A 24661-nucleotide genomic window follows, 5' to 3' on the forward strand; every position below is an offset into this window, starting at 1 on the left:
ACCGGCATGACCGAGTCTCATCCCGCCGCCGGCGGAACTTCCGACCCCACCTCCACGAGCGATGCGCTGCGCAGCGCCGTCGAAGCCGCTTTCCCCACCACGATCGCCGATCTCACACGGCTCGTGAAGATCCCCTCGGTGTCGTGGGCGGCGTTCGACGACGCCCACGTCGAGGCGAGTGCCGAGGCGGTCGCCGAGCTCGTACGCGGCCTCGGCGTCTTCGACCTCGTCGAGATCCGTCGCGCCGCCATCGGCGAGGGCGAAGGCCCGGATGCCGCGCTCGGCAAGCCTGCCGTCGTGGCGCGCCGTGCTGCGCGCAACGGCCGTCCGACCGTCCTCCTCTACGCGCACCACGACGTGCAGCCGCCCGGCGACGACGCCGACTGGGAGTCGTCGCCGTTCGAGCCGACGCTTCGCGGGGACCGCCTGTACGGCCGTGGCGCTGCCGACGACAAGGCCGGCGTGATGGCCCACATCGGCGCCATCCGAGCGCTCACGGAGGTGCTCGGCACCGACTTCGACCTCGGCATCGCGCTCTTCATCGAGGGGGAGGAGGAGTCGGGTTCGCTCTCCTTCGCCAATTTCCTGCACGAGAACCGCGACCTGCTCGAAGCCGACGCGATCGTCGTCGCCGACTCCGGCAACTGGGACCTCGAGACGCCGGCCCTGACGGTCGCGCTCCGCGGCGCGGTGGCCTTCCGCATGCGGGTGTCGACGCTCGCGCACGCCTCGCACTCCGGCATGTTCGGGGGAGCGGTGCCCGACGCCATGCTCGCCGCCATCCAGCTGCTCGCGACCCTGCACGATGCCGACGGCTCCGTCGCCGTCGAGGGGCTGACCTCAGCCGACCTCGAGACGCCGGCCTACGACGAGGCCCAGCTCCGCGCCGAGACCGGGCTGCTCGACGGCGTCTCGCCGATCGGGCGCGGCGAGATCCTCTCCCGCATCTGGGCGCAGCCGGCCATCACGGTCACGGGCATCGACGCCCCCACGGTGGCGAACGCATCCAACACGCTCGTGCCGAGCGTCGCCGTTCGCGTGAGCGCTCGCGTGGCGCCGGGCCAGCACGACGTCGACGCCCTCGCGGCCATCCGCTCGCACCTCGAAGCACGGGCGCCGTTCGGCGCGAAGCTCGAGTTCGACGCGGTGGAGCTCGGCAACCCGTTCCTCGTCGACACCTCGGGCTGGGCCGTCGCCGAGTCGAACGCGGCGATGGCCGAGGCCTGGGGCAAGGAGCCCGTCGAGATCGGCGTCGGAGGATCCATCCCGTTCATCGCCGAGCTCGTCGCGGAGTTCCCCGCCGCGCAGATCCTCGTGACCGGTGTCGAGGACCCCGACTCACGTGCGCACAGCCCCAACGAGTCGCTGCACCTCGGCGTGTTCCAGCGAGCCCTGCTCAGCGAGGCGCTCTTCCTCGCCCGCCTCGACGCACGGGACGGCGATTCCTGAGAGCGCGCAGGGCGCGACCGCCGTTCCTGCGGTTACCATGGAAGCAGGTTCCGCGTTCCCTGACGCACCGAGGAGAGACATGAGCGACACGATCATCGAGACCGCGCACGGCGTGAAGCTGAGCGACCCCGCCGCCGACAAGGTGCGCAGCCTCCTCGAGCAGGAGGGCCGCGACGACCTGCGTCTGCGCGTCGCCGTTCAGCCCGGCGGCTGCTCGGGCCTCATCTACCAGCTCTACTTCGACGAGCGCCTGCTCGACGGCGATGCCGTCGTCGACTTCGAGGGCGTCGAGGTCGTCGTCGACAAGATGAGCGTGCCGTACCTCGATGGCGCATCGATCGACTTCGAGGACACGATCCAGAAGCAGGGCTTCACGATCGACAATCCGAACGCGGAAGGCAGCTGCGCCTGCGGTGACTCGTTCCACTGACGCATCCTGATCAGCTCCGAAGGGAGGTCGCGAGAGCGGCCTCCCTTCTGTGTTTTCGCCGATGGAGCCGGAAATCAGTGGATCGACGCGCCCGACACCGGCCCCGAGTGCACACCCCGGGGGTCGAGTCGGAGTAGGCTAGACACCGATCACCGCGCTTCACTGTGAAGCGCCTTCGAGTCTCCCGAAAGGTCACCGGTGCGCAACAACCGCCGACTCCGATGGGCTGCAATCCCGATCGCAGCGTCGCTCAGTCTCGTCCTCGCAGGGTGCACGCAGGCCCAGTTGAACGGATTCCTCCCCGGATTCGTCGAGGGGGATGCGCCGGTGACGAATCACACCGAGCGCGTCTCAGGCCTCTGGGTCACCTCGTGGATCGTGCTGCTCATCGTGGGTGTCATCACCTGGGGCCTCACGATCTGGGCCGTCGTCGCGTACCGCCGCCGCAAGGGCCAGACCGGCCTCCCGGTGCAGCTTCGCTACAACATGCCGATCGAGGTCTTCTACACGATCATCCCGCTGATCCTCGTGCTGGGCTTCTTCGCCTTCACCGCACGCGACCAGGCTGCGATCGAGCAGCGCTTCGCCGAAGACCAGATCGACGTCAAGGTCGAGGTCATCGCGAAGCAGTGGGCGTGGGACTTCAACTACGTCAAGGAAGACGTGTACTCGCCCGGCATCCAGGGCCAGCTCTCCGAAGAGGGACCCAAGGGTTCGCTCGTCCAGGAGGAGCTGCCGACCCTGTACCTGCCCGTCGGGGCGAACGTCGAGATCGAACTCGAGTCGCGCGACGTCATCCACTCGTTCTGGGTCGTGGACTTCCTCTACAAGAAGGACATGTACCCCGGCAAGACCAACTACATGTCGTTCGTGCCCGAGCGCGAAGGCACGTACGCGGGCAAGTGCGCCGAGCTCTGCGGCGAGTACCACTCGCTCATGCTCTTCAACGTCGAGGTCGTCTCGCAGGCCGAGTACGACGACTACATCGAGTCGCTCCGCGACGCCGGCCAGGAAGGCCAGCTGTCGAACGAGTACGACCGCAACCAGAACCTGCCCGGTACGGGCGCGCCCGAATTGAAAGAGGAGCACTAAGCCGCGATGAGCACCACGACCGCACCGGCTCGCCCCTCTGCGAGCACGCTTCCGTTCGGCGCTTCCAAGGTCGAACGCAAGGGCAACATCCTCGTCAAGTGGATCACGTCCACCGACCACAAGGTCATCGGGTACATGTACCTGATCACCGCGTTCATCTACTTCTGCATCGGCGGCGTCATGGCGCTGATCATCCGGGCGCAGCTCTTCGAGCCGGGCCTCGAGATCATCCAGACGCGTGAGCAGTACAACCAGCTGTTCACGATGCACGGCACGATCATGCTGCTCATGTTCGCGACTCCGCTCTTCGCGGGCTTCGCGAACGTGCTCATGCCGCTGCAGATCGGTGCTCCCGACGTGGCGTTCCCGCGTCTGAACGCACTCGCGTACTGGTTCTTCAACTTCGGTTCGCTGATCGCGGTCGCCGGCTTCTTCACCCCGCAGGGTGCGGCGTCGTTCGGATGGTTCGCCTATCAGCCACTCGCGTCGACGACGTTCTCGCCAGGTGTCGGCGGAAACCTCTGGATGCTCGGCCTCGGCCTCTCCGGTTTCGGCACGATCCTCGGTGCCGTGAACTTCATCACGACGATCATCACGATGCGCGCGCCCGGCATGACGATGTTCCGCATGCCGATCTTCACGTGGAACACCCTCGTGACGTCGATCCTCGTGCTCATGGCCTTCCCCGTGCTCGCCGCGGCGATCCTGGCTGCCGGCGCCGACCGCATCTTCGGTGCCCACGTGTTCGACCCGGCCAACGGCGGTGTCATCCTGTGGCAGCACCTGTTCTGGTTCTTCGGCCACCCCGAGGTCTACATCATCGCGCTGCCGTTCTTCGGCATCGTCTCCGAGATCTTCCCGGTGTTCAGCCGCAAGCCGATCTTCGGATACAAGACCCTGATCTACGCGACGATCGCGATCGCGGCCCTCTCGGTCACGGTGTGGGCTCACCACATGTACGTCACCGGCTCCGTGCTGCTGCCGTTCTTCGCGCTCATGACGATGCTCATCGCAGTGCCGACGGGTGTGAAGATCTTCAACTGGATCGGCACGATGTGGCGCGGCTCGATCACCTTCGAGACGCCGCTCATCTGGTCGCTCGGCTTCCTCATCACCTTCGTGTTCGGTGGCCTCACCGGCGTCATCCTCGCGTCGCCGCCGCTCGACTTCCACGTGTCCGACACGTACTTCGTCGTCGCCCACTTCCACTACGTGGTGTTCGGCACCGTCGTCTTCGCGATGTTCGCCGGCTTCTACTTCTGGTGGCCGAAGTGGACCGGCAAGATGCTGAACGAGACGCTCGGCAAGTGGCACTTCTGGCTGCTCTTCATCGGCTTCCACACGACGTTCCTGATCCAGCACTGGCTCGGCGTAGTAGCGATGCCCCGCCGGTACTACTCGTACCTGCCCGAAGACAACATCACCTGGATGAACCAGTTGTCGACGATCGGCGCCGGCATCCTGGCGGTCTCGATGATCCCGTTCTTCCTGAACGTGTACATCACGGCTCGTCGGGCTCCGAAGGTCACCGTCAACGACCCGTGGGGCTACGGCGGTTCGCTCGAGTGGGCGACCAGTTGCCCGCCGCCGCGACACAACTTCACCTCGATCCCGCGCATCCGTTCGGAGCGCCCTGCGTTCGACCTGAACCACCCCGAAGCCGGCATCCCGGTCGGCATCGGTCCGGCGAAGGACGCACCGCAGGCGCCCACGTATGACGCTGCCACGGAGGAGATCAAGTAATGCGCGCCAACGTCAACCTCTTCTGGATCCTGACGGTCTTCCTCGCGATCGTCGCCGGCGTCTACATCGGCTGGAGCTGGGCCGACAACGCGGCGCACGGCCTCGACCACCCCGAGTGGGCCGGCACGGTCGCCATCACGCTGACCGCGGTCCTGAGCGCGTTCATCGCGTTCTACCTCGGTCGGGTGCACAAGGCGCAGGGCGCTGAACTGCCCGAGGACCGACTCGACGCGAACATCGACGACGGCGACGCCGAACTCGGGTTCTTCAGCCCGTGGAGCTGGTGGCCGATCGTGCTCGCCGCCGCTGCCGCGCTGATGTTCCTGGGCCTCGCGATCGGGTTCTGGATCTCCTACATCGCGGTCGGCCTCGGAATCGTCGCCCTCGTGGGCTGGGTCTACGAGTACTACCGCGGCAACTTCGCCCGCTGAGATTCAACCCGAAGAGCCCCGAGACGGAAACCGTCTCGGGGCTCTTCGCGTACCTGCGACATCGCATCGTCAGGCGGTCGACGTCGTCGCCGCGCTGCCGATCGGTGCCCTGAGGGCCACGGCCACGTTCCAGTTGCCGACGCGATCGTGGTCGCTGACGACCATGCCCGAGCGTCGTAGCACGTCGATCATCGCCTCAGGGGAGTGGACGAAGCCGCGGTACCGACTCCCACGCATCGCCATCCACGCGTTCTCCAGTCGAACCAGTGCGCGGGTCGCCCACGACGGCGACGGGTAGGTGAAGACGATCGCGAGCCGCGCATGGGCCGCCGCGGCGCCGAGGAGATGCGTGAAGTCGGGATAGCAGCACACGACGCGGTGGAGAATCACGAAGTCGGCCGGTGCGATGTCATGGCCTGGCACGGCGAGATCGATCCCGATGATGCGGATTGCCGCGGATTCGACTCCAGCCTGGCGAATCAACTCCGCAGCCTCCGCTTCGTAGGCGTCCGACAGTTCCAGGTTCACGGCCGACGCCGCACCTCGCGCCAGCAGCGCGAGCTGCATGGCGCCGATGCCGCCGCCGATCTCCAAGACCGACCTGCCGTCGACGCCGAGAGCCGAGATGAGGTCTGTCACGCGGCGCTCGGAGTCGGTCAGGCCGTGCCGTCGATAGCGGCGCGCCAGCTTCGCGGCGAATCTGGCACCGAATACGTCGCCGAATCCGCATGGGACCCGCGGATCGCAGCACTCGTCCATGGCTTCATTCTCGTCCGGATGCCGATCGATGGCGAGACCCAGGCATGTCGTCGACCGGTCACTGAAGAGCAGGCGAACGCACGAACGTCACGACGTCGACCGACACGGTCACCGAGAGGTCATCGGATGCCGCTGCCCGTTCGCCGTCGGCCCGATGATGTGCGGTGGGGCCCATGTCCACGAGCAACTCGCGGGTCTCGGCGTCGGCGACAAGGGGATACTCGACCCGCGTGGTCCCGGACGCTGTGAAACCCACGTCGGAGAACTGTGCGGTCACGAGTTCGGCCTTGCCGTCGGGAATGTCGAGCGCCGCTCCGATGCGCCGCAGCTCGATGAAGTGCAATGCAGTCGGCACGACGACGAGCAGGACACCCCCGGGACGCACGATACGTGCGAACTCCTCCGGATTCCGCGGGGCGAAGACGTTGAGAGCGACGTCGGCGCTGGCGTCTCGGATCGGCAGCGGTCGCCAGAGGTCGAGCACGACGCCTGTCGAGCCGGGAACGGCCCGCATGGCCGTTCGGACGGCCGCGGGGGAGCGATCGGCGAGCAGCACGGAGGCGCCCGGCGCTGCGTGCTCGAGCGCGCGGGCGTAATAGCCCGTGCCGCAGCCGAGGTCGACGATTCTCGACGCGTCGGTCGCAGCGCGCTCTGCAGTGGTTCCGTCGTCGTCAGAATCGGACCGTGGTCGAGGTCGAGCGTCGCGCATGGCCTCGACGAGCGCGGCGGCGATCGGCGAGTAGGCGCCGGAGTCGAGCAGGCGAGTGCGGGCCTCGAGCATCTGCCGATCATCGCCGGTGGTGCGGGGCGCTCGTGGCGGCAGCAGGGTCACGCTGTGATGCTTCGAGAGGTCGAATCGGTGCCCGAGCTCGCACCCCAGCACTCGCTCGGTGACCGACTCCAGATCTTGGAAACAGTTCGGGCACCGCAGCCAGGTCGAATCGATCGACATGGCGCGGTGCCCGAATCTCTCTGACGGGATCGTCAGTGGTGGGTGTCGTGGCCGGACTCGAGTTCGCCCTTCGTGACCGGCGCGATGCGGTCTTCGAAGAACCAACGCGAGAGCGCCGCACGAACGTGCTGACCCGCAGTGATCTTGCCACGCGCATTGGGGCGGATCATGAGCGGCGCGTACGACTCCTGGCTCACGAGCCTCCAGCGGTCGTACTCGTCGAGGGGCTGGTGCACCTCGATGAACTCGCCGCCGGGCAGCTTCACGATGCGGCCGGACTCGTAGCCGTGCAGCACGATCTCGCGGTCCTTCTTCTGCAACGCGATGCAGACGCGCTTCGCGATGAAGTAGGCGACGAACGGGCCGATGATGACGACAGCCTGGAGCGCGTGGATCACGCCCTCCATCGTGAGCGAGAAGTGCGTCGCGAGGATGTCGGAGCTCGCCGCAGCCCAGAGGCCGGCGTAGAACGTGACACCTGCAGCACCGATCGCCGTGCGCGTCGGGGAGTTGCGCGGCCGGTCTGCGATGTGGTGCTCGCGCTTGTCGCCCGTGACCCACGCCTCGATGAACGGGTAGATCAGCACGGTCACGATGAAGATGCCGATCACGATCAACGGCACGAGGATGTTGAACGACCACGTGCGGTCGAGCCAGACGAACTCCCAGCCCGGCGGGATCAATCGCAGGGCGCCGTCGGCGAAGCCGATGTACCAGTCGGGCTGGGTACCGGCGGAGACGGGGGAGGGGTCGTACGGACCGTAGTTCCAGATCGGGTTGATCGTGAACATCGATGCGATGAGTGCGAGGACACCGAACACGATGAAGAAGAACCCGCCGGCCTTGGCCGCGTAGATCGGGAGGATGGGCGGGCCGACCGCGTTCTGCTGGCTCTTGCCCGGGCCGGCGTACTGCGTGTGCTTGTGCACGACGACGAACACCAGGTGCAGCGCGACGAGCGCCACGACGAGCGCGGGCAGCAGCAGGATGTGCAGCGTGTAGAGACGGCCGACGATCTGCGTGCCCGGGAACTCACCGCCGAACAGCAGGAACGAGGTCCAGGTGCCGATCAGGGGGATGCCCTTGACCATGCCGTCGATGATGCGGAGGCCGTTGCCCGAGAGCAGGTCGTCGGGAAGCGAGTAACCGGTGAAGCCCTCGGCCATCGCGAGGATGAAGAGCGTGAAGCCGATCACCCAGTTGAGCTCGCGCGGCTTGCGGAACGCACCCGTGAAGAAGATGCGCAGCATGTGCAGGCCGATGGCCGCGACGAAGAGCAGAGCCGCCCAGTGGTGCATCTGGCGCACGAAGAGGCCGCCGCGGATGTCGAAGGAGATGTCGAGCGTCGATGCCATGGCGACCGACATCTCGACGCCCTTGAGGGGCACGTACGAGCCGTCGTAGTGCACCTCGACCATCGAGGCCTGGAAGAAGAACGTCAGGAAGGTGCCCGAGATGAGCACGACGACGAAGCTGAAGAGCGCGACCTCGCCGAGCAGGAACGACCAGTGGTCGGGGAAGGCCTTACGGCCGAGCTCCTTGACGAATCCCGCGATGCTCGTGCGCTCGTTGACGTACACGGACGCAGCTGACGTGAACGACCGCTTCTGCGGCGCGGTTGCGGACGGTGCGGTGGTCAATTGCGCTCCCAGAAGCTCGGACCGACGGGTTCGGTGAAGTCGTGCTGCGCGATGAGGTAGCCCTCGTCGTCAACGTCGATCGCAAGTTGAGGCAGGGGACGAGCGGCCGGGCCGAAGATGACCTCGCAGGCGTTCGCGACGTCGAACTGCGACTGGTGGCACGGGCACAGCAGGTGGTGCGTGTGCTGCTCGTACAGGGCGACGGGGCATCCGACGTGCGTGCAGATCTTGGAGTACGCGACGATGCCCTCGTAGGCCCAGTTCTCGCGACCGGGCGCATGGTTGAGCTCGCCAGGCTCGAGGCGCATGAGCAGCACCGCTGCCTTGGCCTTCTCTTCGAGCTTGCCGTGCTCGAGGTCTTGGAGACCCTCGGGGATGACATGGAACGCGCTGCCGATGGTGACGTCGCCGGCCTTGATCGGAACGCCCGACGGGTCGAGCGCGAGTCGGGTGCCCTTCTTCCACATCGTGTGGCTGAGCAGCTCGACGGGCATCTGGTCCTGCGGGGCGAATCCTCGGAACAGCACGATCGCGGGGAGCGGGAAGACGAGCAGCGCACCGATGAGGCTGTTGCGGATCGCGGCACGGCGGGTGAAGCCCGACTCGCGGTCGGCGTCAGCGAAGACCTTGACCGCGGCCGCCTGCGTCTCGGGGGAGCCGCCGATGGGGTGGCGCTCGTCGACGAGCTCGACGTCGGCCATGATCGCCTTGCCCCAGTGCACCACGCCGAAACCGATGGCGAGCAGGGCGAGGGTCGCGCCGAGACCGAAGAACATGTTGTTCAGGCGGACCGCACCGACGTCGTTGGACTCGATCGGGAACAGCATGTACGCGGCGATCGCCCAGACGCTGCCGAGGATCGACAGGTAGAACAGCGTGTAGACGGTGCGCTGGGCACGCTTCTCGCGCTTGGGCTCCTGGTCGGTGACTCGGGGCCGGTGCGGCGGGAAGCCGGGGTTCTCGAACGAGTCGGCGGCGATGACCGCGGTACCCGGCGAGACGGCGATGTCGTGCGCGGCGTGCGACGAGTCGGCAGCGGCGAGCTCTGCGCCGCTGTGGTCGTCCTGTGCCATGGTTCTCCTTCTTCAGCTACTTCTGTGCCGGGGCGTGCGCTAGTTGGACTTCGCCGTGATCCACACGGTGATCGCGACGATTGCGCCGAGACCGAAGATCCAGATGAACAGACCCTCTGCGACCGGCCCGAGGGAGCCGAGTTCGATGCCGCCGGGTGAGCGGTTGTCCTGCACGTACTTGAGGTACGTGATGACGTCGCGCTTGTCTTCCGGCGAGATGTTGAGGTCGTTGAAGACGGGCATGTTCTGCGGGCCGGTGACCATGGCTTCGTAGATGTGCACGCCGGAGACGTCCGTCAGCGGGGGAGCGAACTTGCCTTCGGTGAGCGCACCGCCGGCGCCGGCGACGTTATGGCACATCGCGCAGTTGATGCGGAAGAGCTCCGCACCGTTCGCCGCGTCTCCGCCGCCGTTGACGAGGTGGTCGCTGGGGATGTCGGGGCCGGGGCCGAGCGAGGCGACGTAGTAGGCCAGCTGCTTGACCTGCTCGTCGGTGAACTGCGGCGGCTTCTGCTGTGCCTGGGGGCCCTGCATCTGCATCGGCATGCGGCCGGTGCCGACCTGGAAGTCGACGGCTGCTGCGCCGACGCCGATGAGGCTGGGGCCCTCGTCGGTGCCCTGGGCCGAGAGCCCGTGGCACGTGGCGCAGTTGGCCTGGAAGAGCTTCTTGCCCTCCTCGATCGTCTGCTGCGAGCTCGGGTCGACCTCGGCCTGCGCGATCGTGCCGCTGCTCAGCGCGGCGTATGCGCCGCCGGTGAAGACGAGGCCGAGCGCGAGGAGCGCGACGGTGGCGAGCGGGTGCCGGCGTCCGGTGCGTCGCTTCTGGCGAGTCATGGGTATCTTCCTGTTCACGGGCATGCTGTGCTGACGCTCCTGATGCGACTTACTTGAGGACGTAGATGACGAAGAACAGCCCGATCCAGACCACGTCGACGAAGTGCCAGTAGTACGAGACGGCGATCGCGCTCGTCGCCTCGCGGTGACCGAAGTTCTTGACCGCGAAGACGCGGCCGATGACGAACAGGAACGCGATCAGGCCGCCGGTGACGTGCAGGGCGTGGAAGCCCGTCGTGAGGTAGAAGGCCGAGCCGTACGCGTTCGAGTCGAGTGCGATGCCCTCGGACACGAGCGTCGCGTACTCCCAGACCTGACCCGCGACGAAGACGCCGCCCATGGCGTAGGTGAGGAAGAACCACTCCACCACGCCCCACTGGGTCGGCTTCCATCCGGTCGCATACGGCTGGAGGCGCTCGGCCGCGAAGACGCCGAACTGGCACGTGACCGACGACAGCACGAGGATCAGCGTGTTCACCGCCGCGAACGGAACGTTCAGCCTGCCGGCCTCGAAGGACCACAGCTCGGGTGATGTCGACCGCAGCGTGAAGTAGATCGCGAAGAGTCCCGCGAAGAACATGACCTCGCTGCCGAGCCAGACGATCGTTCCCACCGCTACGGTGTTCGGTCGTTTGATCAGGGGCGCGCTCGCCTGATAAGTGATTGAGGTGCTCGTCACCATCCCATTATGGCTGAAACGAGGCCTGAGTTTTCGTCATCCGGGGGAGTCGTGTCGCTCCCGACGGGTAAGGCGAGCCTAAGTTGGGCTGGGCGAAGGCCGCGAATCCGCCGTGAATCACGCAGATAGGATCGACGCATGCCCGCAGGACAGAACTGGCCAGACATCTTGAATTCCCTCCTCGAGGGGTCCGATCTCAGTGTTTCGGATGCCGCGTGGTGCATGGAGCAGGTCATGACGGGCTCGATCAGCGAGGCCCAGCTGGCCGGTTTCCTCATCGCCCTGCGCGTCAAGGGGGAGACGGTCGACGAGATCGTCGGCTTCCGCGACGCGATCCTGGACCACGCCGTGGCGCTCCCGGTCGACCCGATGGCGCTCGACATCGTGGGCACCGGCGGCGACCGCTTCGGCACGGTCAACGTGTCGACGATGGCGTCCATCGTGGCCGCGGCATCCGGAGTGCCGGTGATCAAGCACGGCAATCGCGCCGCGAGCTCGTCGTCGGGCTCCTCCGACGTGCTCGCCGCCCTCGGACTCGACCTCGAACTGCCGGCCGAGCGGGTCGCCCAGGTGCTCGGCGACGCCGGCATCACCTTCGCCTACGCCGCGGCGTTCCACCCTGGCTTCCGTCACGCCGGACGCGTGCGCGCCGAGCTCGGCGTGCCGACGGTCTTCAACTTCCTCGGCCCGCTCGTGAACCCCGCCCGCCCCGAAGCATCAGCCGTCGGGGTTGCGCAGCTCGACCGGGTGCCGCTCATCGTCGGCGTCTTCCAGACCCGCGGGGCGACGGCGCTGGTGTTCCGCGGCGACGACGGTCTCGACGAACTCACCACGACCGGCCACAGCCATGTCTGGGAGGTGTCGCTCGGCACGGTGAAGGAGCACGACCTCGATCCCCGTGACCTCGGCATCGCGCGTGCCACGATCGATCAGCTCGCGGGCGGTGACGCGCAGCACAATGCCGTCGTCGTGCACGAGGTGCTCGCCGGTGCCCGGGGTCCGGTGCGCGACATCGTCGTGCTGAACGCCGCCGCCGGCCTCGTCTCCTTCGAGCTCGCGAAGGATCCGAGCCAGTTCCAGCGCGCGATCCTCGATCGATTCACCGAGAAGATCGCGATCGCGGAGGCGGCCATCGACAGCGGCGCCGCCGCACGCAAGCTCGAGCAGTGGATCGCGGCCACGAAGGCCTGATCTTCCCGCGCCCTGAGCCTGTCGAAGGGGAATCCCGATTCGACAGGCTCAGCGAGCACGGAACGTCACTTCACGTCGGCGTCGACCCAGTCGAACGTCTTCGTGACGGCCTTCTTCCAGAGGCGGATCTGGCGGTCGCGCTCGGCCTCGTCCATCGAGGGCTCCCAGCGAGAGTCCTCCTGCCAGTTGGCCCGCAGTTCGTCGAGGCTCGACCAGAAGCCGACCGCCAGCCCCGCCGCATACGCGGCACCGAGTGCCGTGGTCTCGGCGACGACCGGTCGCACGACCGGCACGCCGAGGATGTCGGCCTGGAACTGCATGAGGGTGTTGTTGGCGATCATGCCGCCGTCGACCTTCAGCTCCGTCAGGTCGACGCCGGAGTCGGCGTTCACCGCTTCGAGCACTTCGCGTGTCTGGAACGCGGTCGCCTCGAGGGCGGCGCGGGCGATGTGGCCCTTGTTCACGTACCGGGTGAGGCCCACGAGCGCGCCGCGGGCGTCGGGGCGCCAGTACGGCGCGAACAGTCCAGAGAACGCGGGCACGAAGTAGGCACCGCCGTTGTCCTCGACAGTCTTCGCGAGCGCCTCCACCTCGGGAGCGCTCGAGAACAGGCCGAGGTTGTCGCGGAGCCACTGGATGAGCGACCCGGTGACGGCGATCGAGCCTTCGAGTGCGTAGTGGGGAGCGGCATCCCCGAGTTTGTAGCCGAGCGTCGTGAGCAGTCCGTTCTTCGAGTGGACGATCTCCTCGCCCGTGTTGAAGATCAGGAAGTTGCCCGTGCCGTAGGTGTTCTTCGACTCACCGGCGTCGAACGCCGCCTGGCCGAACGTCGCGGCCTGCTGGTCGCCGAGGATGCCGGCGACCGGGACTTCGCGCAGCAGGCTCGAGGAGTGCGCGTGGCCGTAGACCTCCGAGGACGACTTGATCTCGGGAAGCATCGACTTCGGCACGCCGAACGCGGCGAGGATGTCGTCGTCCCAGGCGAGGGTCTCGAGGTCCATGAACATGGTGCGCGAGGCGTTCGTGACATCCGTCGCGTGCACGCCGCCGTCGACGCCGCCCGTGAGGTTCCAGAGCACCCAGGTGTCGGTCGTGCCGAAGAGCAGGTCGCCGGCCTCGGCCTTCTCACGCGCACCCTCGACGTTCTCGAGGATCCACACGATCTTCGTGCCCGAAAAGTAGGTCGCGAGCGGGAGGCCGACCTGCTGCTTGAATCGCTCGACGCCGCCGTCGGCCGCGAGCCGGTCGACGATCGGCTGGGTGCGGGTGTCCTGCCAGACGATGGCGTTGTAGACGGGGCGACCGGTCGTCTTGTCCCAGACGACCGCGGTCTCGCGCTGGTTCGTGATGCCCACCGCGGCGATGTCATGACGGGTGAGGTTGGCCTTGCCGAGGGCCTGGCCGATCACCTCGCGCGTGTTGTCCCAGATCTGGGTGGCGTTGTGCTCGACCCAGCCGGCCTGCGGAAAGATCTGCTCGTGTTCGAGTTGTCCGGTCGAGATGATCGATCCGGCCTTGTCGAAGATGATCGCGCGCGACGAGGTCGTGCCCTGGTCGATCGCGAGGATGTAGTCGGCCATTCGGTTTCTCTCTCAATCTGCTCAGCCGGCCGAGACCGGCGGTCGTGCCGCGGATGACGCGGGGCCGGCCCGACGGACCGGCCCCGACGTCATCAGGTGATGATGGGCAGCAGCGGGATCGCCAGCCACCCGGCCAGCAGTCCGCCGATGACCGGGCCGATCACGGGTACCCATGAGTACGACCAGTCGCTGCCGCCCTTGCCGTGGATCGGCAGGATGGCGTGCGCGATGCGCGGGCCGAGGTCACGGGCCGGGTTGATCGCGTAGCCGGTCGGGCCACCGAGGGAGACGCCGATACCGATCACGAGCAGTGCCACGGGCAACGCTCCGAGGGCCGCGAGACCGCCGTCGCCCTGCCTGCCGCCGCCGAAGCCGATCACGACGAAGACCAGCACGAAGGTGCCGATGATCTCGGTCACGAGGTTCCACGCGTAGTTGCGGATGCCGGGGCCCGTCGAGAAGACGCCGAGCTTCGAGGCGGGTTGCGGCTCCTCGTCGAAGTGCTGCTTGTAGGCGAGCCAGACGATCACGGCGCCGATGATCGCTCCGATGAACTGGGCGCCGATGTACGCGCTCACGGAGACGGGATCGACCGGTACGGTGAGGCCGAGCCCGGCGTTGCCGAACTCGGTCGCGCCGTTGGCGACGAGACCGAGGGTGACGGCCGGGTTGATGTGCGCGCCCGACGCGTAGGAGACGATGACGCCGGCGAAGACCGCGAGGCCCCAGCCGATCGTCACCATGAGGAATCCGCCGTTGAAGCCCTTCGTCTTGGCGAGGGCCACGTTGGCCACGACACCACAGCCGAGGAGCACGAGCATCGCGGTACCGACGAGCTCGCTGAGGAACAACACTCCGAGATTGTCCACGTTGACCATCCATCCTTTTCGCTAGCCCGGGGGCATCGCCCAGGGGCGGAACACAGCCCACGATACTCAGAGCGGCTTCGGCGCGGAATGGGGCGGGTGAGATTCGCGCTGCCCCTTACGGTTGAGCGCACGTCGGGCGTAGGTTGGCGGGGGAATGCTGCGTCGACGTCGCTGCACGGCTGAACGGCGCCCGGCAGTCGAGGGAAGGGGATGTCGTGAAGAAGATCATCAACGATCCCAAGCGGGTCGTCGACGAGTCGGTCGCAGGGTTCGGCCTGGCCCATGCCGAACTCGTGCGCGTGGAGTTCGATCCGATCCATGTCGTACGTGCCGACGCGCCGATCGCCGGCAAGGTCGGCATCGTGAGCGGCGGCGGCAGCGGGCACGAGCCCCTGCACGCGGGGTACGTCGGCTTCGGCATGCTCGACGCCGCCGTGCCGGGTGCGGTGTTCACCTCGCCGACGCCGGATCCGATCCTCGCCGCGACGAAGGCGGTCGACGGAGGGGCCGGGGTGCTCCACATCGTGAAGAACTACACGGGCGATGTGCTGAACTTCGAGACGGCCGCCGATCTGGCCGCCGCCGACGGCATCGAGGTCCGCTCCGTCGTCACGAACGACGACGTGGCCGTCAAGGACTCGCTCTACACGGCAGGTCGCCGGGGCGTTGCCGGCACCGTGCTCGTCGAGAAGATCGCCGGCGCCGCTGCCGAACGCGGGGACTCGCTCGACGAGGTGGTCGCCGTCGCGGAGCGCGTGAACGCCAATGCGCGCTCGATGGGGCTCGCCCTGACGCCGTGCATCGTGCCCCACGCCGGCGAGCCGAGCTTCACGCTCGCCGAAGACGAGATCGAGATCGGCATCGGCATCCACGGGGAGCCCGGGAGGGAACGCGTCAAGCTCGAACCCGCCGATCGCCTGGTCGATCGGCTGCTCGAGCCGATCCTCGAAGACCTCCCGTACGAGCGCGGCGAGCGAGCGCTGCTCTTCGTCAACGGCATGGGCGGCACGCCGCAGATCGAGCTGTATCTGGCCTATCGGCGGGCGGCGGAAGTGCTCGAGGAGCGCGGCATCGAGATCGCCCGCTCCCTCGTGGGCAATTACATCACCGCGCTCGAGATGCAGGGAATGTCGATCACGTTGCTGAAGCTCGATGACGAGATGATCGAATTGTGGGATGCCCCGGTGCAGACGGCTGCGCTGCGGTGGGGCCGCTAGGCCCGAGCGAAGGATCGAAGGGGGAATCTCGGTGGGATTGGACATCACCTGGGCCGTGGACTGGGTCAGACGAAGCGCGCAGGTGATCGCCGATCACCGAGTCGAACTCATCACGCTCGACCGCGAGATCGGCGACGGCGATCACGGCGAGAACATGGATCGGGGGTTCCAGGCGGTGCTGCCGAAGCTCGACGATCTCGCCGCGGGATCGACGCCGGGCGATGTCCTGAAACTCGTCGCGACGACGCTCATCTCGACGGTCGGTGGTGCGGCTGGTCCGCTCTACGGCACCGCCTACCTGAAGGCCGCGGCGGCCGCCGGTGGTGCCGTGTCGCTCGACGGTACGGCGATCGCCGCGATCCTGACGGCAGCGCGCGACGGCGTCGTGTCGCGCGGCAAGGCGGAGTCCGGCGACAAGACGATGATCGACGCGTGGACTCCAGCCGTCGATGCAGCGGATGCCGCGGCCGCGGCGGGTGTCGATGCCGCCGGCGTCTTCGCGGCGGCTGCCGATGCCGCGGAGGCGGGCGCCGTCGCGACGGAGCCGCTGGTCGCGCGGAAGGGCCGCGCGAGCTACCTCGGCGAACGATCGGCCGGTCACCGGGACCCGGGTGCCGAGTCGAGCGCACTGCTGCTTCGAGCGGCCGCCGACGCGGCGGCGGCATCCGCGGGTGCCTGACATGGCCGTTCCGGGAAAGGTCGGGCTGCTCTTCGTCTCGCACTCGGCGGCGATCGCGACGGGGCTCGTCGAGCTCGCGAGGCAGATGGCGCCGACCGCAGCGCTCGTCGCCGCGGGCGGCACCGATGACGGTCGCATCGGCACGAGCTTCGATCTCGTGAGCGCCGGCATCACCGAGGCCGATTCCGGCTCAGGAGTCGTCGTGCTGTGCGATCTCGGTTCTGCGATCCTCACGGCCGAGACCGCTCTCGACTTCCTCGACGACGATGCTCGCGCACGAGTGCGCATCGTCGACGCTCCGCTCGTCGAGGGCGGCGTCGCCGCAGCAGTCGCCGCCGAGGCGGGGGATCCGCTCGGGGTCGTCGTCGCCGCTGCCGAGTCGGCACGAGGGGCGGCCACGGCTGCGAGCGCGGGGGCCGTCTCGAGCGGGGAGACCGCGGATGACGGAGCGAACATTGGCGCCGCGGCATCCGGCTACACCCGAAGCATCCGTCTGGTGAACTCCGACGGGCTGCACGCCCGGCCCGCCGCGGAACTCGTGAAGCTCGCGAGCACGTTCCCGCAGAAGGTCACCGTGAACGGCACGGACGCGAAGAGCCTGCTCGGCATCATGTCGCTCGGCCTGACGAAGGGGGCCCAGGTCGACATCTCGAGCCGAGATCTCAGCGGCCGCGAAGCGGTCGACGCGTTGGCGGCACTCGCGGAGTCCGGGTTCGGCGAGAGCTGAATGTGATCTCGTCAGTTGCCGCCCGCGACACGGATGTCGGCACCCGTGGTGTACGAGGCATCCGCTGAGAAGAGATAGGCGACCGCACCGGCGATCTCGTGCGGCTCACCGGCACGGCGCATCGGGATGTTCGGTGCGCGCTCTTCGGGGGCATTGGGTCGCCCGGCCGCCGCGTGGATCTCGGTGTGCGTCGTACCGGGGGAGACCGTGTTGACCCGCACGCCGACGGGGCCGAACTCCTTCGACGCACCCGTCGTGAGCGCGTTCAACGCCGCCTTGCTCATGGCGTAGGGGATGTAGGTGTTCGGGGATCCGCTGCGAGCCGCACCCGAGGAGATGTTCACGATGCTGCCGCCGGCACCGCCGCGATCGGTCGCCATGTGCGCGATCGCGGCCCGCGTGAGCGCGATGGGGGCGAGTACGTTCACCCGGAAGAGCACCTCGCTCTCGTCGAGACTCGCATCGAGGAACCCCCCGATGCGCCCCGTGATGCCGGCGTTGTTGACGAGACCCGTGACCCGACCGAACTCCGCGATCGCTGCGGGCACGACCGTCGCGGCGGCCTCGAGATCGGCGAGGTCGACCTGTAGCAGGAGCACTCGAGCGCCGGATGCCGCGCAGCGACGTGCGATCGCATCGGCCTCGTCACGACGCTCGCGATAGGTCAGCACGAGGTCGTGCCCGTCGGCGGCGAGGCGTTCGGCGATCGCGGCACCGATTCCGCGGCTCGCACCGGTGATGATCGTGACCTGGCGTGGGGCTGAGGCATCCGTCATGCATCAAGCCTATTCGCGATGCCGTGCCGCGTGCCGCGGACGGTGGGGGAGCGGGCAGTGGCGGTGCGGACCGAAGCGGGCGTACCATCAGGCGCATGATGGCACGTGACGAAGCGAGCCGCGACGACGGCAACGCATTCACCCACTTCTTCGAGAAGGTCGACCGGGTGCTGGAGCCGGTCTTCACCAATCCGCCGACCCCAGCCGATGAAGCGGAACTCGAGCCGACCGATGGCAAGGCCTGCCCGATCTGCGGGCACCCCATGTTCGAGCACTTCATCGATCACTCGACGCCGAACACCGTGCTCGTGTGCCCGACCGATGAACGCCTGCCGGAGCGCGAGGTCGATGGGCCGTACAACGAGCTCGGCATGCCGGCCACCGGGCGGCGACTCGAGAAGTACGCTGAACGGCACGCGAACGACTGACGATCGAGGGTCGTCGCCGTTCCTCGTGCGGAGCGATCGCATCGAACCGCGATAGTCGGGTGGAGCCCCTCATCGACGAGCAGGATGGACGTCGAAGGGGGAAACCGTGATCGCACTGCTCAATCGACTCGTCGACTTCGTCGAGGATCACCTCACCGAGGAGATCGACATCGCCGGCCTCGCGGGCCGACTCGGCACCACGGAGTACCACCTGCGTCGGATGTTCTCATCATTGGCCGGTATGCCGTTGTCCGAGTACGTGCGTCGTCGCCGCATGTCGGTGGCGGCGGCCGAGGTTCTGGGAGACGACGACCTGCTCGGCATCGCGACCAGGTTCGGGTACGGCTCGACCGAGGCGTTCAACCGGGCGTTCAGATCGGTTCACGGCGCCGGCCCGGCCGACGTTCGCAGGAACGGAGGCCCCCTTCGCATGCAATCGCAGCTCAGGTTCCGCCTGACCGTAGAAGGGAGCACCCCCATGGACACCCGCATCGCTGATCGACCGGCATTCCGACTCATCGGACACTCGGCACGCGTACCCCTCATCCACCACGGCGCCAACCCGCACATCCAAGCGCACATCGCCTCGCTGCCGCCGAGCGAGCACCAGCGCCTGAAGGGGCTGGGGGACACCGAGCCGGCGGGGCTCCTGCAGGTGAGTGCCGACGTGGATCCCGACTACGCGGAGGGCAGCGAGCTGACCTATCTCCATGGCGTCGCGGTCGCCGAGGCGACCTCGGTACCGGAAGACCTCGACGCCATCGAGGTCGGCGCCGGCACCTGGGCCGTCTTCCGCGTCGAGGGCGCCTATCCGGCGGCCCTGCAGGCCACGTGGGCTGCGACCGCCACCGAATGGTTCCCCTCCAACCCCTGGCAGCTGAGGCCGGGCACCTCGATCGTGGCGGTCCTCGACCGCGCGCCCGACTTCAGTACGGCGACCTGCGAGTTGTGGTTGCCGGTGGAACGCACCGAAGCGGATGCGCCGGGTTGATCGCCCATTCGGCGTTCGCCGCAATCCTCCGCTGGATTGCACCGGCGATCGCGATCGTGTTCACCGCGTCGGCGACCGCTTCACGACCGGGCGATCGGCGCGGCGCACGAACCTCAGTTCTGCATATGCACCTGCTGGCCTGTGACCAGCGGATACGCAGCAAGATCGGTTCCGTCGAGGTCTTCCTTGTGCATGTCGACCCCGGTCACCTGACTGTTCTCGTAGGTCGTGTAGTAGTAGATGCCCTGGTCGGTGTTGCAGCACGACGAGTAGATCGTGATCTCGTACTTGTCGGGCGACACTTCGACGCACCCCCGTTGCTGCGCGACAGACGCGAGTATGTGGAAGAACTGGCTGATCGACTCGGATTCGGAGTCACCGGACACCGAGTTCATCTTCGTGAAGGCCGCCTTGACGAAGCGAGATGCCGACGACAGGTCTCCGGGAAGGCCGATCGCGCCCATTCCCCGGCTGTACACGTCGAATTCCAGCTCGCGTGAGAAGTTCGGCTCGGGCGGGTTCTTCGACAGGTGCATGAAGTTGTTCAGGTTGAAGGACTGGATGTCGAAGGTGGGGTTGTTGGTGAGCACCCCGATGGGGTTCTCGTACACCTTCAGACCGTCCTTCACACTTTCGACCGTGATCGACGTCGTGCGGTCGGAGATGATCCAGTGCAATGGGGAGAGTGGGAACGTCTCGCTGAAGTCGATCTTCACGAGGTTCAGCGTCGAGAGGGCCGTCTTCACCTCGTCGACGGTCTCGAACTGCCCGAGAATCCAGGGGATGAATTCGAACGGCGTGATGTTCGTCTTGCCCTCCGCTTCGGGCTTGTAGTCGGCGTTTTCCGGGAAGTTGAGCCCCGCCATGCTGAGGCCCTTCTCGTTCGTCGCTTCGTAGTACAGCGGGTAGCCGTCCGCGATGGTCGCCATCCCGATGATCGCGTGATGCGTCGGGAGCGCAGACGCCTTGCGGAACTCGAACGGGAAATTCCGTGGTGTCACGGTGACGGTCTCGTTGTACGAGAACTCCAGGTCGAGATTGCGACCGAAGTAATGATCCCGCGTCGTGTAGCTCAGTCCTGTGCACATGAAAGGCCCCCACTTTCCATTTCGTGGTCGAGTGGGCCCAACGCTAGCTAGGCGAGAGACTTCTTGGCTACCCCTGTGTCTTCGGTCCAGCCATGTGCGAAACCTGTCCCCGTGGGTGCCGTCGACTAGCATTCGGGGATGACGAACCCGGATCCCATCGACGACATCCACATCGGCGGTGAGGTCATCCGCCTCGGGCAGTTCATGAAGTTCGCTGGCCTGTTGGACTCCGGTGGCGACGTGAAAGAGGCCATCGTCGACGGCCATGTGGCAGTGAACGACGAGGTGGATCGTCGACGTGGACGGCAGCTGCAGCTCGGTGACATCGTCAGCTTCGAGGGGCGCGGGGTTCGCGTCAGCGCGTGACGGCGCCCCGACCTGGGAGGCGACGACGCGCGGCCGCCGACGAGGCTGCGGGCTGCCGAGACGACATAATGAAGCATGTCTTCCTCTGTCGAACGCTCCAACCCGGCGGCCTGGGCCGCGTTCTGGTTTGCACTGGCCGGCCTCGTGCTCATGCCCATCCCGCTCTTCATCGGGCTGATCGTCGGCGGCGCCCTCTCCATCATCGCCGCGATCCTCGCGGTGATCGCGCTCTTCAAGGGGCTCGCGCGCAACGGCAAGGGCATCGCACCGGTCGTGTTCGCGGCGATCTTCATCGCGCTCACCTGGGGCGGAATCTCAGTCGGCGGCGGCACCGTCTGGTAGTCGAGCGGCGTGATCCACGTCAGCCGGCAGCGTGCACCGGCCGGTAGCGCATGGCGACCGCGCCAGACCGGAACTCGTGGCGATCCACGAGTTCGAGCTGAATACGCTCACGGAGACCGGCGAGCAACGTGGGACCGTGTCCGGCAAGGACCGGCTGCACGACGAACTCGTACTCGTCGATCAGCCCCAGATCCGCCAGCGCCAGGGGGAGTGTCACACCGCCGACCCACAGGCCGTCGCCTGGCTCCTGCTTGAGCCGCTGAACCGCCGGCCGCAATTCGCCGCGCAGGAGTTCGGCATTCCAGTCGACCTCGCTCAGCGTCGTCGACACGACGTGCTTCTTCGCCCCATCGATCGCCTCGGCGAACGGCACCTGCCACGCATCCATCCAGTCCGGCCACGAGCCCGCGGCCGGCTTCCGCCATGCGGACTCCATCATGCTGTAGGTCACCCGCCCGAACAGCAGGGCATCGGCTCGTTCCATCTCCGAGGTCCAGTAGCGCATCGAATCCTCATCCGGTGGGAGTCCCGCCTCGTGATGGCAGCAGCCATCGAGCGTCACGTTGATCGAGTATCGAAGCGGCCTCATTCTCGTCGCTCTCCCTTCCTGCGTCCCTCGCGTAGACCGGACCGAGGTCAGACGTCGGCCGGCGCCATCGTCATCGGCTCATGCTCGTCGAACGAGGCGGTTCTCAGGCCGCCGAGCAACCCCAGAGCGGTTGCGTTCTCCACGGCCTCGGACCTGGTCGATGCGGCGAGCTTCCGGAAGATCGAGGACACGTGGCTGCCGATGGTGTTCCTCGAGACGTAGAGTCGCTTTCCGATCTCCGCGAGGGTCAAGTGGGTCTGGAGGTAGGGGAGGACGCGCTGTTCGGCGACCGTCAATGCCGTCGACGCAGCGTGTCGACCGAGACGGTCCTTCTCATCGATCGCTCGCACTGCCGCAGCCACGCGAGCGTCCAGTACCTCGCGGCCCTCGCGCGGCGGCAGGATCTCCTTGATTTCTCGGGACAGCATCCGGGCGGCCTCGATATCGCCCATCTGCAGGCTCGCGTGGATGAGGAAGAGACGCGTGGGGATGCTGATCAAGGGAACCGCGCTTCCGCAGCGGCCGCGTTCAGTCATCGCCAGAGCCAGGAACTTCTGCCCGGTCACCCGGCGCCCGGCGTGCAGTGCGCAGTATGCCGCGGCCGCATGCGCATAGGCGCACATGACGTAGCCGTCGATGTTGCCGGTACGAATCGCGTCGAGTGCTCGCTGCACGTGTGCGTCGGCCGTGACCCAGTCGTCCGCATCGATCGAGAGCTGTGCGAGTTCGATCTCGCACATGACGATGGTGGCGGGGTTGCCGTGTGCCTCCGCCGTGTGGATCGCTTCACGCAGGACTTCGCGCGCTCGGGTCTCGTGTCCCGTATAGAGGAGGGTGCTGCCCAGGATCTGGAGCGCTGGATCGCGCCACGGACTCTCGACGGCCTCCGCCTGAACCCCGAATTCGGCGTCGGCGAGTGCTTCTCGCATGCCGCGTTTCATGGTGATGGCCCGCACCATCGCCTTCGCCGACGAAACATCGATTCCATCGACCCGCGGGGCGCCGTCGGGCATGCTGCCGAGCAGCGAGGCCCACTTCTGCGCAGCGCCGTCGGTACCGGACAGGAGCGAGTACCACGTCACGACCACGACGGCGAACGGATTGGCGAGCAGGTTCGCGTCGCCGATCTGCTCGATCCACCGCCCGAGGGTCGTCGTTTCGCCTGCTGTGTACGTATTGAGCGCCGCGAGCGCCACGAGCGAGGAGGCCGTCGCGAAATCACCTGCCGCGATCGAGTGGTTGACCGCCTCCGGGAGGAGGCCATGCTCCTGGCACCAGCCGGACGCCCGTCTGTGGAGGTCGGGAACCGTCGAACCGGCGTCGTGATCGAGTTCGGCCTGCAGGTACTCGGCGAACAACGGGTGAAGTCGATAGGAACGGCGCTGAGGATCCGCGGTGATGAAGAGCTGACGAGCTTCGAGATCACGGAGGATGCCCGCGGAGTCGGAGCGCCCCAGCACCGCATCGCACATCGCGGGAACGAGGGACTTCAGAATCGACGTGGAAACGAGGAACCGGCGGATGTCGTCGGGCAGCTCGCGCAAGCACTCGCGGTAGAGATAGTCGGCGAGCAGATCCTGGCTTCCGATCGATGCGACCGGCCCCCTTCGCGACAACAAGGCGCACATGTGCAGGCCCGCCGCCCAGCCGCCGCTCTGCTCGACCCAGCTCCCGAGCATCTCGGGGGAGACCTGTGCGCCTGCACCCTCGGCGATCCTGGCGGCCCCGGAGACATCGATTCGGAGATCTTCCGCCGTGACATGGGCCGCAGATGCTGCCACGCGCCCGCGGGCGAAGGAGGTCGGCCGATGCCGGCTGGCTAGCACGACCTGGGAGCGCGCCGGCACGCCCGCAAGCACGACGTTGAGCGCGTCGATCGAGTCGAGTGATTCCAGCACGTGGGTGTCGTCGATGAAGAGCACGAACGGTTGCTCGCATTGGGAGAGGGCACGCGCGAGTACCGGTGCGATCCGGCCGAGCACACCACGATCGGCGGTCAGGATCTGATCGTCGAGTGAAGCAGCCACAGGTGTGAAGGGGGAGCAGGCGCGAGTCAGCAGACGCACGAGCGCTGCGGGGTCGTCGTCGTCGCTGCTGAGGGTGAGCCATCCGGTGGCGCGATCTTCGCGCTGTCGCCATTCCGCGAGGAACGAGGTCTTCCCGTAGCCCGCAGGGGCAGTGACGGTGACCAGCCGAGACGGACCGGACCTGACGCTCTCGATGAGGTCATCGCGATGCACGAAACCCCGATCGAAGTCAGGACCCGTGGTCTTGACTTCAAGGATCAGATCCCTGAGCTCGCGTTCAACGGTCACCATCTTTGTCTCCCCATCGACCGACTTCAGCAGTGAACGCACACCCCGATGCACTGCGCGGCTTTCAGATACTACCGATCCGGCGAATTGGTTCGCAGCGAGTCTGCGTGCAGTCGGCGTGCCTATTGTTGTGCCAAGGAGCTGGTGCTCGACTACCGATCGAAGCGCGCACCTTCGTGTCGGGGTCCGAATACTTCGCGGAAGCTTCCCAGAAGAGGGGAGGAGGGAATCCGCGGAGCGCTTCGAGGGGAGAGATCTGCCCCTTCCGGGCTTTCGTTCCGACATAATGTGCATTATCGGTGATTGAGGATCAGCCCCGGGAGCAGGGCTTTCGCGTTCGAATAGCCGATTTGGTTCACTGAGAGAAGATCTAAGAGACGTTCGCGATGTAGCCGCCTCATGGCAAATGCGCCGAGATCGG

The 24661-nt window shown here is 66.9% G+C and carries 25 protein-coding genes; 13 read left to right on the top strand and 12 right to left on the bottom strand.

Annotated elements, in window-relative coordinates; translation table 11 throughout:
* Positions 1–6 precede the first annotated feature (6 nt).
* From ASD23_RS07160 to ASD23_RS07180, 5 genes are all read left to right on the top strand, one after another.
* Positions 7–1449, top strand: coding sequence for a dipeptidase (locus tag ASD23_RS07160; protein ID WP_056008720.1), 1443 nt, complete (start codon positions 7–9; stop codon positions 1447–1449).
* A gap of 79 nt (positions 1450–1528) precedes the next feature.
* The gene (erpA, locus tag ASD23_RS07165; protein ID WP_022894430.1) at positions 1529–1879 is read left to right on the top strand and encodes an iron-sulfur cluster insertion protein ErpA; all 351 of its coding nucleotides are present in this window, start codon (positions 1529–1531) and stop codon (positions 1877–1879) included.
* Positions 1880–2077: 198 nt separating this feature from the next.
* Complete coding sequence (ctaC, locus tag ASD23_RS07170; RefSeq protein ID WP_056008726.1) at positions 2078–2971, top strand: aa3-type cytochrome oxidase subunit II; 894 nt, start codon at positions 2078–2080, stop codon at positions 2969–2971.
* 6 nt (positions 2972–2977) lie between these two features.
* A complete protein-coding gene (ctaD, locus tag ASD23_RS07175; protein ID WP_056008730.1) occupies positions 2978–4714 on the top strand; it encodes an aa3-type cytochrome oxidase subunit I in 1737 nt (578 codons plus the stop codon).
* Positions 4714–5145, top strand: a complete 432-nt coding sequence (locus tag ASD23_RS07180) for a cytochrome c oxidase subunit 4 (RefSeq protein WP_056008732.1) — start codon at positions 4714–4716, stop codon at positions 5143–5145. The genes ctaD and ASD23_RS07180 overlap by 1 nt, the downstream gene beginning before the upstream one ends.
* A gap of 69 nt (positions 5146–5214) precedes the next feature.
* On the opposite strand, the gene ASD23_RS07185 is transcribed toward ASD23_RS07180, so the two are convergent.
* The 6 genes from ASD23_RS07185 to ctaE all read right to left on the bottom strand — a co-directional run bounded on the left by ASD23_RS07185 (position 5215) and on the right by ctaE (position 11085).
* Positions 5215–5904: a methyltransferase domain-containing protein gene (locus tag ASD23_RS07185; RefSeq protein ID WP_327019783.1), complete on the bottom strand. Its 690-nt coding sequence runs from the start codon at positions 5902–5904 to the stop codon at positions 5215–5217.
* Positions 5905–5962: 58 nt separating this feature from the next.
* The gene (locus ASD23_RS07190; protein ID WP_162248735.1) at positions 5963–6736 is read right to left on the bottom strand and encodes a methyltransferase domain-containing protein; all 774 of its coding nucleotides are present in this window, start codon (positions 6734–6736) and stop codon (positions 5963–5965) included.
* Positions 6737–6888: 152 nt separating this feature from the next.
* The gene (gene qcrB, locus ASD23_RS07195) at positions 6889–8496 is read right to left on the bottom strand and encodes a cytochrome bc1 complex cytochrome b subunit (protein ID WP_056008741.1); all 1608 of its coding nucleotides are present in this window, start codon (positions 8494–8496) and stop codon (positions 6889–6891) included.
* A complete protein-coding gene (gene qcrA / locus ASD23_RS07200) occupies positions 8493–9569 on the bottom strand; it encodes a cytochrome bc1 complex Rieske iron-sulfur subunit (RefSeq protein ID WP_056008744.1) in 1077 nt (358 codons plus the stop codon). The genes qcrB and qcrA overlap by 4 nt, the downstream gene beginning before the upstream one ends.
* A 39-nt stretch (positions 9570–9608) precedes the next feature.
* Positions 9609–10403, bottom strand: a complete 795-nt coding sequence (qcrC, locus tag ASD23_RS07205) for a cytochrome bc1 complex diheme cytochrome c subunit (protein WP_056008747.1) — start codon at positions 10401–10403, stop codon at positions 9609–9611.
* Between the two features lie 49 nt (positions 10404–10452).
* The gene (gene ctaE, locus ASD23_RS07210) at positions 10453–11085 is read right to left on the bottom strand and encodes an aa3-type cytochrome oxidase subunit III (protein WP_056008750.1); all 633 of its coding nucleotides are present in this window, start codon (positions 11083–11085) and stop codon (positions 10453–10455) included.
* 135 nt (positions 11086–11220) lie between these two features.
* Here ctaE and trpD point away from each other — a divergent pair, with 135 nt between their 5' ends.
* Positions 11221–12273, top strand: coding sequence for an anthranilate phosphoribosyltransferase (gene trpD / locus ASD23_RS07215; RefSeq protein ID WP_056008753.1), 1053 nt, complete (start codon positions 11221–11223; stop codon positions 12271–12273).
* 65 nt (positions 12274–12338) lie between these two features.
* Here trpD and glpK read toward each other — a convergent pair whose 3' ends face one another.
* Together glpK and ASD23_RS07225 are read right to left on the bottom strand one after the other, a co-directional pair.
* Entirely contained in the window at positions 12339–13853 is a 1515-nt protein-coding gene (gene glpK / locus ASD23_RS07220; RefSeq protein WP_056008756.1) for a glycerol kinase GlpK, read from the bottom strand.
* 92 nt (positions 13854–13945) lie between these two features.
* Entirely contained in the window at positions 13946–14731 is a 786-nt protein-coding gene (locus tag ASD23_RS07225; protein ID WP_082571292.1) for an MIP/aquaporin family protein, read from the bottom strand.
* Positions 14732–14937: 206 nt separating this feature from the next.
* Here ASD23_RS07225 and dhaK point away from each other — a divergent pair, with 206 nt between their 5' ends.
* From dhaK to dhaM, 3 genes are read left to right on the top strand one after another with little or no spacing between them, the layout of a single operon-like run.
* On the top strand, positions 14938–15939 hold the full coding sequence (gene dhaK / locus ASD23_RS07230) for a dihydroxyacetone kinase subunit DhaK (protein WP_056008760.1): 1002 nt from the start codon (positions 14938–14940) through the stop codon (positions 15937–15939).
* A gap of 31 nt (positions 15940–15970) precedes the next feature.
* Positions 15971–16618 (top strand): dihydroxyacetone kinase subunit DhaL, encoded by a 648-nt coding sequence (gene dhaL, locus ASD23_RS07235; RefSeq protein WP_056008762.1) that lies wholly within the window; start codon positions 15971–15973, stop codon positions 16616–16618.
* A 1-nt stretch (position 16619) separates the two neighbouring features.
* A complete protein-coding gene (gene dhaM / locus ASD23_RS07240; RefSeq protein WP_056008765.1) occupies positions 16620–17345 on the top strand; it encodes a dihydroxyacetone kinase phosphoryl donor subunit DhaM in 726 nt (241 codons plus the stop codon).
* An 11-nt stretch (positions 17346–17356) separates the two neighbouring features.
* On the opposite strand, the gene ASD23_RS07245 is transcribed toward dhaM, so the two are convergent.
* A complete protein-coding gene (locus ASD23_RS07245; RefSeq protein WP_056008768.1) occupies positions 17357–18121 on the bottom strand; it encodes an SDR family NAD(P)-dependent oxidoreductase in 765 nt (254 codons plus the stop codon).
* A 95-nt stretch (positions 18122–18216) separates the two neighbouring features.
* On the opposite strand from ASD23_RS07245, the gene ASD23_RS07250 reads away from it, so the two are divergent.
* Together ASD23_RS07250 and ASD23_RS07255 are read left to right on the top strand one after the other, a co-directional pair.
* Positions 18217–18549, top strand: coding sequence for a hypothetical protein (locus ASD23_RS07250; RefSeq protein WP_056008771.1), 333 nt, complete (start codon positions 18217–18219; stop codon positions 18547–18549).
* A 106-nt stretch (positions 18550–18655) separates the two neighbouring features.
* The gene (locus ASD23_RS07255) at positions 18656–19540 is read left to right on the top strand and encodes an AraC family transcriptional regulator (protein ID WP_056008774.1); all 885 of its coding nucleotides are present in this window, start codon (positions 18656–18658) and stop codon (positions 19538–19540) included.
* A 113-nt stretch (positions 19541–19653) separates the two neighbouring features.
* Here the strand turns inward: ASD23_RS07255 and bsh are convergent, their stop codons facing one another.
* The gene (gene bsh, locus ASD23_RS07260; protein ID WP_056008776.1) at positions 19654–20628 is read right to left on the bottom strand and encodes a choloylglycine hydrolase; all 975 of its coding nucleotides are present in this window, start codon (positions 20626–20628) and stop codon (positions 19654–19656) included.
* Positions 20629–20766: 138 nt separating this feature from the next.
* Between bsh and ASD23_RS07265 the strand changes: the two genes are divergently transcribed.
* Together ASD23_RS07265 and ASD23_RS07270 are read left to right on the top strand one after the other, a co-directional pair.
* Positions 20767–20994 carry an RNA-binding S4 domain-containing protein gene (locus tag ASD23_RS07265; RefSeq protein ID WP_056008779.1) on the top strand — a complete coding sequence of 76 codons (228 nt, stop codon included), beginning with the start codon at positions 20767–20769 and terminating at the stop codon, positions 20992–20994.
* Positions 20995–21069: 75 nt separating this feature from the next.
* Positions 21070–21336, top strand: a complete 267-nt coding sequence (locus ASD23_RS07270; RefSeq protein WP_056008782.1) for a hypothetical protein — start codon at positions 21070–21072, stop codon at positions 21334–21336.
* A 19-nt stretch (positions 21337–21355) separates the two neighbouring features.
* Here the strand turns inward: ASD23_RS07270 and ASD23_RS07275 are convergent, their stop codons facing one another.
* Together ASD23_RS07275 and ASD23_RS07280 are read right to left on the bottom strand one after the other, a co-directional pair.
* Complete coding sequence (locus ASD23_RS07275; protein ID WP_056008785.1) at positions 21356–21925, bottom strand: dihydrofolate reductase family protein; 570 nt, start codon at positions 21923–21925, stop codon at positions 21356–21358.
* Positions 21926–21972: 47 nt separating this feature from the next.
* A complete protein-coding gene (locus ASD23_RS07280) occupies positions 21973–24243 on the bottom strand; it encodes a LuxR family transcriptional regulator (RefSeq protein WP_082571293.1) in 2271 nt (756 codons plus the stop codon).
* Positions 24244–24661: the final 418 nt, after the last annotated feature.

The sequence above is a fragment of the Agromyces sp. Root1464 genome (assembly GCF_001427265.1).
In the GTDB taxonomy this organism is placed as follows: domain Bacteria; phylum Actinomycetota; class Actinomycetes; order Actinomycetales; family Microbacteriaceae; genus Agromyces; species Agromyces fucosus.